The following is a 13,588-nucleotide window of genomic DNA, read 5'->3' as shown; positions in this document are numbered from 1 at the left end:
GGTGCGCGACGGACGACACGGCGGACACGCCGCCGACCAGCACCGATCCGGCCGAACCCCGTCCCTCGCTCGGCGCACCCGGATCGCCGGGCGCGCGTGGGTGCCGTCCAGTGGTCTCGGATGCCCGTCCAGGCGCGGGCCACATGGAGAGGTCGTCACATGAGGGTCCGTCAACTCACCAAGCCCGCCGCGGGGACCGCTCTCGCCTGCGCCCTGCTCATGGGCGGCTGGTTCGCCGGCCCCGTATCGGGCCGGGCCGGCGCCGCCAGTCATGTCGACGCGCCGTCCACGTTCGCCGACCCTCCGCGCGACGGCAGCGACCTCTACGTGTTCACCAGCCCCGACGCGCCCGACATGGTGACCATCGCCGCGGACTACCACCCGCTGCAGCTCGCCGGGAATCCGCTCGCGCTCTATCCGTTCGCGAGCGACACCCGCTTCGAGGTCCACGTGGATTCCTCGGGTGATGCCCGGCCCGATGTGACCTACCGCTACACCTTCCGGACGCAGGACGACCGCCCGCTCGGCACCAGGTCGGCGGTGAGTGCCCCCGTGCGTTCGCTCAAGGACAAGGCCGTGGTCTTCCGCCAGACGTACACGCTCGAGGAGCTGCGCCCGGGGAAGCAGCCGCAGACCCTGGTCGAGGAGGGAGCGGTCGCTCCGTCGTACGCGGGCAAGCGGCTGATGCCCGACTACGACGCGCTGCGCAAGGACGCCACGGCGGCGCTGCCCGGCGGCGGGCGGACGTACGTCGGGCAGATCGCGGACGCGTTCCTTTTCAACGTCGGCCAGTACGCGAAGATCCGCTTCGGGATTCCGCTCGTCCCCGAGTTCAACCCCGTGGCGCTGACGAACTCCAACACCATGACCTTGCAGCTGCCCAAGAAGGCGCTCGCTCTGCGCGGCGACCCGGGGCGCAACCCGGTCATCGGCGTCTGGGCGACGGCCTCGCGTCAGTCGCTCGACGTGACGGGCAAGGAGGACGCCGGGTACGCGCAGGTGTCGCGGATGGGGCAGCCGCACTTCCTCGAGACGATGTTCCCCGACAGCCTGCCCGTGATCGGTGTACCCGGGGGCCTGAGCGACCAGTTCCAGGCCCGCAAGCCGGAGCAGGACGCCGAGTGGGACGCGATGATCAAGCAGGTCCGCGAACCGTTCGGGCCGCGCAACATCGGCTTCGCCACCGGTGCCGAGCCCCCGGCCAACCCCCGCCCGGACCTTGTCCGGTACCACCTGCACGGCCTCGAGAAGGTCAATGTGCACACCCTCAATAAGGACGTCGACCCCTCGGCCGTACGCCCCGCCGAAGTCCTGCGCCTCAACATGGCGACTCCGGTGACCTCGAAGCCGCAGAGCGAAACGCTCTTCGCCGACGACCCGCAGGGCTACCCCAACGGCCGCCGCTTCGTCGACGACGCCGACGCGATCCAGATGCGCATCCTCATGGGCGGCCTCATCGGCGCCAAGACGGACTTCCTCACCAAGCACTCCCTGATCAAGTCCCCGCCGAAGGCGTCCACGGGGACCTTCCCCTACCGCGCGCTGCCGCACTGACCCCGATGTCACCCGACCCGCACACACCAGGAGCACCGGACATGGCCGACAAGCCACCGCCGTACCGACCGCGTCGCCGTGTCCCCACGGCCGCGGTGGCCGCATCGGCACTGATCGCGCTGGCCGCCTGGGCCGGCCCCGGTACGCAGGGCGCGTCGGCCGGCAGCCATATCGACGCACCGAGCGCGATGCTCGACCCGGAGATCAACGCAGGTGATCTGTATGCGTTCACCAGCCCCGAGGCGCCGGACACCGCCACTTTGATCGTCACGTACCAGTCGCTGAGTCTGCCCGTGGACGGTGTGCTGCCGCCCGCGACCTTCGGCACCCGCACCCGGTACGACCTCAACATCGACAGCCGGGGCACGGGCAAGCCTGAGCTCACGTACCGCTGGACCTTCCGTGACGAGGGACAGCGGCAGTTCCTCGGAGTGCTCAACGGGCAGGTGGATTCGCTGAGTTCACCGAACCTGAAGTTCAAGCAGCGCTACACGCTCGAGGAACTGCGCCCCGGAAAGCCGCCCAAGGTCCTGATCCGGGACGCGATCGCCGCCCCGAGCCGGGCGGGCGCTGCCGGGATGCCCGACTACGAGGCGCTGCGCCGCGAGGCCACGCTGCCGGTGCCGGGCGGCGGGCAGGTCTACACGGGGCAGGCGGCGGATCCCTTCTTCAACGATGCCCGCGAGATGGAGATCCTCAAGAGCGGTACGGAACTGCCGCTCCCGTTCAGCCCGCTGCAGGGCACGAACGTGACCGTCATGGCCCTGCAGGTGCCCAAGAAGGTCCTCGCCCTGAACGGCGACCCGGCCCGCAACCCCGTCGTCGGCGTCTGGGCGACCGCGGCACGCGAGACCCTGAACGTGCAGCCGGGAGCCGCCGACGGTGCGCGGTACGCGCAGGTCTCCCGGGTCGGCAACGTGATCGTCAACGAGGCCTTCGCACCGGACAACTACCTCACTCCGGCCGCGATGCTCCGCGGATCACCGCTGGGCGTGTTCGGCGGCGTGGCCGACCAGTTCAACACCTGGGACGCGGCCAAGGACGCCGACAATCGTCAACTCATCGACATGGTGACCAAGTTGAGGGGCCCGAAGGCCTTTCACGCCGCTCACCCCGGCCTGCCCACGCCGCAGGCGAACCCCCGCAAGGACATGTTCCAGCTGCTGATGACGGGCTTGTCGGGCAAGGCCCGGTGCCCCGTCGGCGAAGGCGCCGCGTGCCCGATCCGGGAGGATCTCAACTCGCAGGTGATGAACGCGGATGCGGACGCGGGCGCGTTCCGGCCGGCCGAGGAGCTGCGCCTGAATCTGTCGACGCCGGTGAGCCGGACGCCCCGCAAGGGCGGCTTCCTCGACGGCGACCCCCAGGGCTTCCCGAACGGCCGCCGGCTCACCGACGACCCCACGCATGTGCTGGTGCGCGTGGCGATGGGCGAGCCGGCGGTGAAGGAGTACGCGCCGCTCTTCCGCTTCACGACGTCCGGGCCGCCCACCAGGCCGGCGCCCACGTTCCCGTACCTCGCCGTACCGCACGGGCTCTTCTGACCTGGCGTTGTGACACAGAGTGAGCGGCACGTACCCCGTACGGCGGTGCCTGCTGGCACGCGTACCGAACCGCGCTTTCACTGATCTTGTCCTAGGGGGGACAAGCTCCCCTGGAGTGCCCGTGCACCTGCCCAAGACCACGGTGACCCTCACCGCCCTGACCGTGCTCGCCACGGCGACCGCCGCATCCGCCGCCACCGCCGACCGCTCCGCTCCGCCGCCGCCGGAGAACCCGCCGGCCACCAACTGCCTGCCCACCAACTTCGCCCTGGACAAGCCCGCGGCGCCCGGCTACTACGACAAGGCGCCCGAACTCGGCACCGCCTTCTGGTTCTTCGCGCAGAGCGGCACCGGGACCCTGACCTTCACGGAGAAGACGAAGTCCGAACTCAAGCGCCTCAACGCCAAGGTCGAGGCGGTCTGCCCGGTCGGCCCCCTCAAGGGCGGCGAGGGCGTGTGGACCCCGGTGGGCGCGCAGGGCTACAGCAATATCAACTTCGTCAACGGCCGCATCTGGTACCCGGGCGGCTGGAAGTTCACCAACCCCAAGACGGGCAGGTCGCACAAGGTCGACGGGTTCTGGCTGCACGACTTTCCGTTCATCTCCAAAGCCAGCGCGAACGTCTACGTCGACGACAACCCGGTCCCCCACGAGCTCCAGCTGGCGACGATGAACACCGTCGAGCTCTACTCGGACCTGATCAACCCCCGGATCAACCAGGGCAAGATCTCGCTGGGCCCGAAGGAGTGGAAGTTCAAGATCACCGAGGCGTACGCCAAGGAGCTGCGGGAGATCGGTGCCGATATCGACGCGGGTGAGCATGTGATCACCCTGGAGATCAACGCCTCGATCTTCCCGAACCAGACCCTGCCGCTCAAGCCCGGCCTGGAGAAGGACGAATCCGTCAAGAAGTAGCCGGGAGAGTCCGTACGGCAATCGCGGGGCCCGCCACCGACAAGGCGGGCCCCGCGTCCGCGTGTTGCGGGCCGCCGGTCACACCTGCTTGTCGAGCCACGCCAGGAGGTCCGCCTGCACCTCGGCCCGGTTGGTCTCATTGAGGATCTCGTGCCGCGCGCCCTGGTAGCCCTTCCAGGTCAGGTCGGCCACCCCCACGTAACGGAAGTCCTCCAGCAGATCGTGGACCAGTGTCATCGACTGGTTGCACGGGTCCTCGGTGCCGACGGCCACGTGGATCGGCAAGTCCGAGGGGATACGGGCGAGTTGAGCCGGGTCGTTGATCTTCCTGATCGCGTGCACCCAGTCCCGTGACAGGCCGGCCGAGAAGGGGAAGCCGCAGCGCTCGTCGGCCACGTACAGGTCGACCTCGGCCTCGTCCCGTGAGAGCCATTCGAAGCCGGTGCGGTGGGGGTACGGGTTGTTGAACGAGGCGAATGCCTCCGGGATGAACGAGGACAGCGCCGCCCGGCCGTCCTCGGCGATCTCGCGGTCGAGCCGGTCGAGGGCGCTCTGGATCTCCACGAAGGGCAGCGTGCGGAAGGTGCCCGAGAGGATCAGGCCGGCCAGTGTGTCCGGGTACTCCTGCGCGTAGTCGCGCGCGAGCATCGACCCCATGCTGTGCCCCAGCAGCACGGTCGGCGCGTCCGGAAAGAGAGCGCGGGCGCGGTCCCCGACCGCCTTGAGATCGCCGACGATCGCCCGCCAGCTGTCCGCACCGTCCCCTTCGGCCCCGGGCACCTCGGTCACGCCGTACCCGCCGGTCGACACGGCGGTCGCGCCGTGGCCGCGATGGTCCGAGGCGATCACCCCGTATCCGTGCGTGGTCAGCTCGCGAGCGAACCGGTCGTAACGCAGGGCGTGTTCGGCCGCTCCATGGGCGATCTGGACCAGCGCGCGGGGCCGACCGCTCTCCGGAAGCCAGGTGTACGCGGCCACCTGGAGACCGTCCGCAGCGGTCACGGACTGCGTCGTGTGCGTCGTCATCGGTGCGCTCCTCGATTCGCGATACGGGGACGAGTGGCCCCCTGCCCAGCGGAGGCGTCGGGACACCTGCCCGGCGAGGGGACACAGGGCACCCGCCCGATCCACCTCCTACGGCGTCCAGACACCTGCCCGGTACCTCACCCTCCCGTCCGGACACCCACCCGACGCGTCAACCTCCTGCCCGGACACCGGACCCGCGCCTCAACTCCCGTACGTCACAAGCCATCCACTACCCATTGACCCCTCCGATCACTGGAACCTACGCTGAGCGACTGCACCTCAGAAAGCGCTTTCTCCCAATCGCAAGCACCCGATGAGCCGTCGGCACGCAGCCGTGCCCTTAGACAGCGGGAGCGCCCATGAGTCATCCCCCGAACGGCAGTCACCTCCGAAGACTTCTGCGGCCCCTGACCACCCTCGCGGCTCTGCTCGCGCTGGTGCTCGGACTGGTCGTCTCGATGCCCGAACAAGCCCGCGCCGCGGCCCCGTTCCGCGTCCTGGTCTTCTCGAAGGTCACCAATTTCGACCATGAGTCCAGGGCCGCCGGGGTCGAGGCGGTCAAGAAGCTCGGCGCAGAAAACGGTTTCGAGGTCGAGGCCACCGAGGACGCGGCGGCCTTCACCGACGAGAACCTGGCGACGTTCCAGGCGATCGTCTTCAACAACACCAACTCCACGCCGGAGTCCGGCGATCTCCTCGACGCCGATCAGCGCGCGGCCTTCCAGAAGTACATCCGCGCGGGCGGCGGTTACGTCGGTCTGCACGCGGCGAGCGCGAGTGAGCGCGACTGGGACTGGTACGAGGGCCTGGTCGGCGCGATCTTCGACAAGCACCCGGCCGTGCAGACCGGCCGGATCAAGGTCCTGGACCAGGCGCACCCCTCCACCAAGGGACTTCCGCAGCTCTGGGAGCGCACCGAGGAGTGGTACAACTGGCGCACCAATCCCACGGGGAAGGTGCACACTCTCGCGCAGATCAAGGTGCGTGACGGGATCGACGGCCTGGACGAGGGCGTCGACCACCCGTACTCGTGGTGCCAGAACTACGACGGCGGCCGTTCCTGGTTCACGGCCGGCGGCCACGCCTCCTCCGCCTTCCAGGAGGAGTACTTCCTGAAGCACCTGCTCGGCGGCATCCAGTGGGCCGCGGGCGACAAGCCGGGCGACTGCACCGCCAACAAGACCGGCGCTTTCCAGCGCACCCCCTTGGCGACGAGCGATCTGGCCGACCCGTTCGAGCTCGCGGTGGCCCCGGACCGCCGGGTGTTCTTCATTCAGCGCACCGGCAAACTGAAAGTCATCGACCAGGAGAACCTGAAGGTCACCACGGCGCTCGACTTCGCGTACACACCGGAGATGACGAGCCAGTCCGACGGCCTGCTCGGGCTCGCTCTCGACCCGAAGTTCGAGGAGAACCACTGGCTGTATCTGCTGCATTCCGACAAGACGGAGAAGCAGCTGAATCTGTCACGGTTCACCGAGGCGGACGGCAAGGTCGACATGGCAAGCGAGAAGCGCCTGTTGACGATTCCCACGTTCCGCGGCGAGGGCCGGGCGAATTCGCATATGGCGGGGTCGCTGACCTTCGACAAGAGCGGAAACCTGTATGTCGCGACCGGCGACAACACCGATCCCTTCGCCTCCGACGGCTTCACTCCGATCGACGAGCAGGAGGGCCGCCGCGCCTGGGACGCGCAGGGCACCTCGGGCAATACGAACGACCTGCGCGGCAAGATTCTGCGGATCACGCCCAAGGACGACGGAACGTACGCCGTTCCCGAGGGGAACCTCTTCGCGCCCGGCACGGACAAGACCCGGGCCGAGATCTATGCGATGGGCCTGCGCAACCCGTTCCGTATCACCACCGACCCGCACTCCGGCGCCCTGCTGGTGGCGGACTACGGCCCCGACGCACGCGCCGCGAACCCCAACCGCGGTCCCGAGGGAACCGTCGAGTACAGCCGGGTGACCAAGGCCGGCAATCTCGGCTGGCCGTACTGCGTGGGCAACAACACCCCGTTCAACGACTACGACTTCGCGACGAAGACCTCCGGTGCGAAATTCGACTGCGGCGCTCTGAAGAACGACTCGCCGAACAACACGGGTCTGACCGAGCTGCCGGACGCCGAGCCCGCGACCGTCTGGTACGCGTATTCCGCCTCCGCCGAATTCCCGGAGCTCGGCACCGGGGGCGGCGGCCCGATGAGCGGTCCGGTCTACGACTACGACCCGGAGAACTCGTATCGCACCAAATTCCCCGAGTACTTCGAGGGGAAGTGGCTCAACTACGAGCTGACCCGCAAGTGGTTCAAGACCTTCTCGATCCAGGAGAAGGACCAGTCGTTCACCGATCCGCGCTTCCCCGCGGCGAAGGCCGGCGATCTGCACTCCATCAATTCCGTGTTCGGCGACATGGCATGGAACCAGCCCTTCGACGCCGACTTCGGTCCGGACGGAGCGCTCTACGTCATCGACTTCGGACTCGGCAGCGGTACGGGCCGAGGCGGCAGCAACGAAGGATCGGGCATCTACCGGATCGACTACGTGGGTGACAACAGGCTGCCGGACGCACGGGCCACGGCCACCCCGGACACCGGAAAGGTGCCGCTGACCGTGCAGTTCTCCAGCGAGGGTTCGGGGATTCCGGGCGGCGGGGACCTCACGTACGCCTGGGACTTCGACGAGAACGGCAGCACGGATTCCACCGAGGCCAACCCGACGCATGTGTACACCGAGAAGGGCCAGTTCACCGCGCGCCTGAAGGTGACCGCGCCCGGTGATCTCACGGCGCTGGCCGTCCAGGACATCACCGTCGGCAACACCCGTCCCGTGGTGACCATCCAACAGCCCCCGAACGGCGGCCTGTTCTCCTTCGGCGACACCATTCCCTTCGAGGTCAAGGTGAAGGACCCGGAGGACGGCACGATCGACTGCTCGCGGGTCGTCGTCCAGTCCCAGCTCGGCCATGACTCGCATCTGCACCCGCTGGACAACTACACGGGCTGCCGCGGCGAGATCGCGACGGACGCCGGTGACAGCCACGGTCCCGGGCAGAACCTGTACTACGGGATCAGCGCGCAGTACGAGGACAAGGGCGGCCCCGGCGGAGTTCCGGCGCTGACCGGTTCGTCCTCGCTGACGCTGCGCACCACGTTCCGCGAGGCCGAGCACTTCACGACGACCGGCGGCGCCAACAAGGGCGTCGAGATCGGCAGCCGTGCCGACGCCTCGGCCGGCAAGCGCCTGATCGAGATCGAGCACGGCGACTGGGCGGCCTTCGATCCGACCGACTTCAAGGGCATCGACTCGGTGACGGTCGGCGCGGCCTCCGGCGGGCTCGGCGGCGATATCGAGTTCCGCGCGGGATCGCCCACCGGGGCGCTGGTCGGCAAGGTGACCATCCCGAACACCGGGAGCTACAGCAACTTCATCTCGCCCACCACCGCGCTCGAAGATCTGGGCGACACCACCAAGTTGTACGCCGTGTTCACCAACCCCGAGTGGACCCCGGACAAGGCGGATCTGCTCACCCTCGACTGGCTGCACTTCAACGGGCCCGGAGTCGAGAAGAAGGGCGGTACGAAGGTCGAGCTCGGCAAGGAGCAGACCGCCGGAGCGGTCAAGCTGACCAGCACCGTCAAGCCCGCCGCCGGCCGCCAGATCGTCTCGTACCACTGGGACTTCGGTGACAACACCAAACCCGCGGGCGAGGAGGGCCCGACCGCGGAGCACACCTACGCACGTCCCGGCCCGTACACGGCCCGCCTGACCGTCACCGACGACAAGGGCGACACTTCGACCGGCTCGGTGCAGATCACCGTGGCCGAAGGAGGCACCTCATGACGCTGAACAGACGCGCCTTCCTGGGGACTTCGCTGGGGATTGCGGCCGCCACAGGGCTCGCCTCCTCACCCGCGTACGCCTCCGAGCCCGACGCTGCCCGGTGGCGCCGCATCCCGCGTGGCGGGATCGGGATGCACCTCTACACGATGCGCACCCCGCTGGCCGCCGACTTCCTGGGCACCCTGGAGCAGCTCGCCGAGATCGGGTACGCGACCGTCGGGGTGAGCGGGCGGCACGGCAACAGCGCCTCGGCGATCCGCGGCTTCCTGGACCGAACCGGTCTGCGGGCCGTTCTGGAGCACGTCGCGTACACCACGCTGACCGGCACCGGACTCCCCCAGGCACTGGAGGATCTGCACATCCTCGGCGCCAAGTGGCCGGTGGTGCCGAGCCTGCCCGGTTCGATGCACACACCGGCCGGATTCCGGGAGGCGGCAAGGGAGTTCAACCGGATCGGGCAGGCGTCACGGGACGCCGGCCTCGGTCCCGTGCAGTTCCACAACCACGGCCTCGACCATGAGGTCGTGGACGGCGAGAACCTGTACGAGATCCTTCTCGAGGAGACCGATCCGCATCTGGTCGCCTTCGAACTGGACGTGTACTGGGCGGCGAAGGGCGGGGCGGACCCGGCCCGCCTGTTCGTCGATCACCCGCGGCGCTTCCCCGCCCTGCACGTCAAGGACATGGCGCCGGACGGGGACTTCGCGGATGTGGGCTCCGGGGTTCTGGACTTCGCCGCGATGTTCGAGAACGCGCACCGGGGCGGCGTCCAGCAGTGGCTGGTCGAGCACGACCGTCCGGCCGACCCGTTCGCCACGGCGCGCAACAGCTACAACCACCTTGCCTCGCTGAGGTATTGAGGCCGAGGTGATCCGGCGGTAGTCGGGGCCGGTCGCCGTTGTCGGCGGCCGGCCCCCTTGCCGATTCGGCAGTCGGGCTGCCTCGTTGCCTATGCGGCAGTTGGGCTGCCCCCTTGCCTATGCGGCAGTCGGCCTGCCTCCTATTCGGTACGCAGGGCCGTGGCGGTACGTGCCCTGGCCGCCCACCCCGCGGGCAGCAGCGCTCCCAGCGTGGCGATGAGCAGGCCGCCGACAGCGAGCGGGAGCAGTTCGGACGCCTGGTAGACGGCGAGCACGGATTCGGGCAGGCGCAGCCCCACGCTCTCCCCCATCGCCGGCATGACCCGGGCGTGCAGGGCCACTCCCAGCACCACACCGAGCGCCCCGGCGACGAGGCCGGTGACGGCGACCGAGGTGAGGACCATGGTGATGGTCTGCCGGGGCGTCATTCCGAGCGCCTTGTGGACGCCGATGTCCCGTACGCGCTCTCGCGTGTCGAGCAGCACCCCGTTGAGCACCCCGAGCGCGGCGACGGTCACCAGCATCAACGTGAGCATCGCGGACAGAGCGTTGAGGGTCATCACCATGTCGCTGCCGGAATCGGGTCCGCCGGTTCGGGCGGTGACCCCCAGCGGCGCCAAGTCCCTGTTGAGGGCCTCGGTATAGGCGGTTGCGTCGGTGCCGGGTGCTACGGCGATGTGGTGGCTCGTCTCGGGCGGGCCCTGAGGTCCTGACCCGGCCTCCGCGGTGTCGAGCGTCCCGGCGCTGTCGTGCCCGGACTTGAGTCCCCCGGCACCGTGCCCCGTCACGAGTGTCCCGGCGCCGTCGTGCCCCGAGGTGAGCGACCCGGCGTCGGTGAAGACCTGCATGCCGTCCTTACGGGGATCGAGGACCTCGCCCACGATCCGTACCGTCACCGGCTCGGCCCATCCGCCCAGAGTGACCGTGTCGCCGATACGGGTGCCGGTGGCGGCGAGGAACGGGGTCGGCACCACGGCCTCGCCGGGCTCCTCGAACCAGCGGCCTTCCACCATGGTGTAGCCACCCCAGGAGGGGTCGCCGGTGAACGCGGTGACGTCGACGGTGCCGGTCAGGCCGGACACGGTGCCCCGTAGCGTCGTCGCGCTGTAGTACTTCTCCGTTCCGTCGGCGGACTCGACGGCCGAGGCGACCGCGGCCTGATCGACCTCGGGCGGCCGCTCGCCCGGCCCGGGCGCACCGGGTCCGAAGGCGGTGCGGGGCGCGGGCACGACGACATCCGCGGCGTCATGGGCCCTGGCCTTCATCACCTCGCCGAGCGAGGCTCCCATCCCCACGGTGAAAGTGACGGCGACGGCGCCTAACAGGACCGCCGCACCCATGGCCAGCGCGCGGGCGGGCCGGGCGAAGGGCCGGGCAAGACCCAGGGCGGCCGACAGGGGCAACGGCAGGCGTACGGACAGCCGCGCCGCCCAACGCCCGCGCCGCGCCGAGCTGTTGCGCCCGAGGGCGAGAGCGTCGACCGTACGCATACGACCGGCCCGCAGCGCACTCCCCCACGCGGTCACCGCCACAAGACCGAGGGCGCCGCCCGCCACCGCCGCATCGACCCAGGGCTCGACGGCCAGGGACGAACTGCCGTACACCTCCCCGGCCTCGGCCAGGACGGGAACGGCGAGCAGGTGGCCGGCGAGGACACCGAGACCTGTGCCGATGCCGGCCGGGATCAGCGCCTGGCCCACGTACGCGCGTACCACCTGGGCCGGCGTGCAGCCGACGGCCTTCAGGACGCCGATACGGCGGGTGCCGGTGCCGACCGCGGAGGCGACCACGTTGCCGACGATGAGCACCGACATGACCAGGCCCAGTGCGCCGAACGCCATCAGGAAGGGGACGTAGAGAGCGGTGTCGCGTTCGGCGGTCTTCTTGACCGTGAGCCAGGACTGTTCGCCGACGGCCGCACCCGGTGGCAGGGAGCCGGTGACCGCCTTGCCGCCCGCGGTGATCTGCGCGGCGGTCGCGGCATCGGTGAAGCGGTAGAGCATCTGGTGGCCGCCGCTTCCCGGCGCGGTGAGCGCGGTCATCTGGGCCGGCACCACCCAGGCGTCGGCGGTGCCGGTGACCGAACGCGCCACACCGACCACGGTCAGCGTCGGGGCGCCCGGCAGTCCGGGGAAGCCGATCTTCGTTCCCAGGATCGGAATGACCGCGGACGCCTTGGACAGGACGATCTCACCGGGGCGCGTGGGCCACCGCCCTTCGAGCAGGTCCACCTCGTCCACGTCGCGGCCGGGACCGGGCCGGCCGACCACGGTCATCGGCCAGGCGGGGCCCGCCTCGCCCGCCTCCGGTGTGACGGTCGCCGTACGGAAGGGGCCGGCCGCGGCGCTCACGCCTTTCGCTTCCCGGGACTTCGAGAGCTGTCCGGCGCTCACCTTGCCCGCGTCGAACTGCACCGACAGATGCGCTCCGCGCTGCGCGGCGAACGCGTCGGCGAAGGGCGCGCCGGACACCGCGAGCAGGGTTCCGCCGAGTACGGAGGAGGCCACCGCCATCATCACCGCGAGGCCGATCACCAGCGTCTGGACCCGGCGCCTCGCCGCGCCCGAGCGGACCACCTTGCCGAGTGCGCTCATCGCACGCCCTCCGGCCGAACGGCCGGAGCGCTGGTCCCCGCCGGGCCGTCCGCGGTGATGCGGCCGTCGGCGATCCTGACCGTACGGCCCGTACAGGAACGGGCCAGCGCAAGGTCGTGGGTGACCACGACGATGGTCTGGCCCTCGGCGTTCAGTTCGGCGAGCAGCCTGCTGACGTCGTGCCCCGCGGCCGTGTCGAGGGCCCCGGTCGGTTCGTCGGCCAGGAGCAGCGCGGGCCGGTTCATCAACGCCCGTGCCACCGCGACGCGTTGGCGCTCGCCGCCCGAAAGGCGTCCCGGGTAGGCCCGTGCGTGCCGGTCGATGCCGAGCAGTTCGAGGAGTTCCGCCGCCCTGCGACGGGCCGCGCCGCGCGCCATTCCCGCGAGCCGTGCGGGCAGGACCACGTTGTCGGCCACGGAAAGGTCGTCGAGCAGATGGAAGAACTGGAAGACCATGCCGATCTTCGCGCGCCGGTAGAGCGCCGAGCCCGCCTCCCCCAGCCGGTCCACCCGCACCCCGTCCACGGTGACGGTCCCCGTGTCGGGGCGGTCGAGACCCGCGATCAGATTCAGCAGCGTGGACTTGCCGCTGCCGGACGGACCGAGGATCGCGACGGCCTCGCCGCGTCCCACGGTCAGGGAGGCCTCGTGCAGCGCGGGCGGGCCGTCGTCGTAGCGGCGGCTCACACCCCGCAGTTCGATCACCGGCGTGGTCATGAAGTGCTCCTCTGGTACGGGCAGTCGGGTGCGGTCCTCGTACGGGCACGTGCCTGCTGCCCTCGTATGGGCACGTGCCTGCGGTCCTCGTACGGGCACATGCCTGCGGTCCTCGTACGGCCAGATGGCTAGCCCACGTACGGGCAGACGGCTGCTGCCCTCGTACGGGCAGTGCGCTGCGGCTCCGGCAGGCCCGGTCGGCTGCTCGAACGCTAGGAGCGGGACGGGCCGGCACGCGTCGCCCCTTAGACCCCTTCGCGGTACCGCGCCGGGACGAGGCGCGCAGGTGTCATCCCTGAGAAGTAGGCGCCTGGTGTACCGGCCCGGGCCGGAACGACCGCGCAGACGGACTCGGCGGTTCGCTGCGGCGGCGACAATGGATCAGTGGTGAACGTACGTACGACGCCGGCGCGGCTGCGGGAGGCGGGGCGGCCCGCCGGCCGCGTGGCCGGGGGGCGGGGCGCCGCCGCCGTGCCGCGGGGGGACCCCCCGCCCCCGCGGCCCCAAGCGAAGAACGGGGGGTGGGGGAAGAGTGT

Annotated in this window: 8 protein-coding genes; 5 read left to right on the top strand and 3 right to left on the bottom strand. The window is 70.0% G+C overall.

Features of this window, described 5'->3' with window-relative positions:
* The first annotated feature begins 159 nt into the window (after nt 1-159).
* The 3 genes from ABT367_RS37135 (at nt 160) to ABT367_RS37125 (ending at nt 4,014) form a co-directional block, all read left to right on the top strand.
* Nucleotides 160-1,554 carry a DUF4331 domain-containing protein gene (locus ABT367_RS37135; RefSeq protein ID WP_352257831.1) on the top strand — a complete coding sequence of 465 codons (1,395 nt, stop codon included), beginning with the start codon at nt 160-162 and terminating at the stop codon, nt 1,552-1,554.
* A gap of 41 nt (nt 1,555-1,595) precedes the next feature.
* Nucleotides 1,596-3,098 (top strand): DUF4331 domain-containing protein, encoded by a 1,503-nt coding sequence (locus tag ABT367_RS37130; protein ID WP_352257829.1) that lies wholly within the window; start codon nt 1,596-1,598, stop codon nt 3,096-3,098.
* A gap of 121 nt (nt 3,099-3,219) precedes the next feature.
* Nucleotides 3,220-4,014, top strand: coding sequence for a hypothetical protein (locus ABT367_RS37125; protein WP_352257827.1), 795 nt, complete (start codon nt 3,220-3,222; stop codon nt 4,012-4,014).
* A gap of 78 nt (nt 4,015-4,092) precedes the next feature.
* Here the strand turns inward: ABT367_RS37125 and ABT367_RS37120 are convergent, their stop codons facing one another.
* Nucleotides 4,093-5,040, bottom strand: a complete 948-nt coding sequence (locus ABT367_RS37120) for an alpha/beta hydrolase (RefSeq protein WP_352257825.1) — start codon at nt 5,038-5,040, stop codon at nt 4,093-4,095.
* A 359-nt stretch (nt 5,041-5,399) separates the two neighbouring features.
* Between ABT367_RS37120 and ABT367_RS37115 the strand changes: the two genes are divergently transcribed.
* On the top strand, nt 5,400-8,882 hold the full coding sequence (locus ABT367_RS37115; RefSeq protein ID WP_352257823.1) for a ThuA domain-containing protein: 3,483 nt from the start codon (nt 5,400-5,402) through the stop codon (nt 8,880-8,882).
* Nucleotides 8,879-9,742: a sugar phosphate isomerase/epimerase family protein gene (locus tag ABT367_RS37110; RefSeq protein ID WP_352257821.1), complete on the top strand. Its 864-nt coding sequence runs from the start codon at nt 8,879-8,881 to the stop codon at nt 9,740-9,742. Before ABT367_RS37115 ends, ABT367_RS37110 begins: the two co-directional genes overlap by 4 nt.
* Nucleotides 9,743-9,882: 140 nt before the next feature.
* On the opposite strand, the gene ABT367_RS37105 is transcribed toward ABT367_RS37110, so the two are convergent.
* Both ABT367_RS37105 and ABT367_RS37100 read right to left on the bottom strand, forming a co-directional pair.
* Nucleotides 9,883-12,336 (bottom strand): ABC transporter permease, encoded by a 2,454-nt coding sequence (locus ABT367_RS37105; protein WP_352257819.1) that lies wholly within the window; start codon nt 12,334-12,336, stop codon nt 9,883-9,885.
* Nucleotides 12,333-13,052 carry an ABC transporter ATP-binding protein gene (locus ABT367_RS37100; RefSeq protein ID WP_352257817.1) on the bottom strand — a complete coding sequence of 240 codons (720 nt, stop codon included), beginning with the start codon at nt 13,050-13,052 and terminating at the stop codon, nt 12,333-12,335. The genes ABT367_RS37105 and ABT367_RS37100 overlap by 4 nt, the downstream gene beginning before the upstream one ends.
* Between the last annotated feature and the right edge of the window lie 536 nt (nt 13,053-13,588).

The organism is Streptomyces mesophilus (genome assembly GCF_040300965.1).
GTDB classification, from domain to species: Bacteria; Actinomycetota; Actinomycetes; order Streptomycetales; family Streptomycetaceae; genus Streptomyces; species Streptomyces mesophilus_A.
The sequence above is the reverse complement of the archived record's forward strand: the minus strand, read 5'-3'. Positions and strand labels throughout refer to the sequence as shown.

What these genes read in the sequence shown, in the direction of transcription:
- ABT367_RS37135 (WP_352257831.1), top strand. Translation starts at nt 160, where the DNA reads ATGAGGGTCCGTCAACTCACCAAGCCCGCCGCGGGGACCGCTCTCGCC.
- ABT367_RS37115 (WP_352257823.1), top strand. Translation starts at nt 5,400, where the DNA reads ATGAGTCATCCCCCGAACGGCAGTCACCTCCGAAGACTTCTGCGGCCC.
- ABT367_RS37120 (WP_352257825.1), bottom strand. Translation starts at nt 5,040, where the DNA reads ATGACGACGCACACGACGCAGTCCGTGACCGCTGCGGACGGTCTCCAG.
- ABT367_RS37110 (WP_352257821.1), top strand. Translation starts at nt 8,879, where the DNA reads ATGACGCTGAACAGACGCGCCTTCCTGGGGACTTCGCTGGGGATTGCG.
- ABT367_RS37100 (WP_352257817.1), bottom strand. Translation starts at nt 13,052, where the DNA reads ATGACCACGCCGGTGATCGAACTGCGGGGTGTGAGCCGCCGCTACGAC.
- ABT367_RS37105 (WP_352257819.1), bottom strand. Translation starts at nt 12,336, where the DNA reads ATGAGCGCACTCGGCAAGGTGGTCCGCTCGGGCGCGGCGAGGCGCCGG.
- ABT367_RS37130 (WP_352257829.1), top strand. Translation starts at nt 1,596, where the DNA reads ATGGCCGACAAGCCACCGCCGTACCGACCGCGTCGCCGTGTCCCCACG.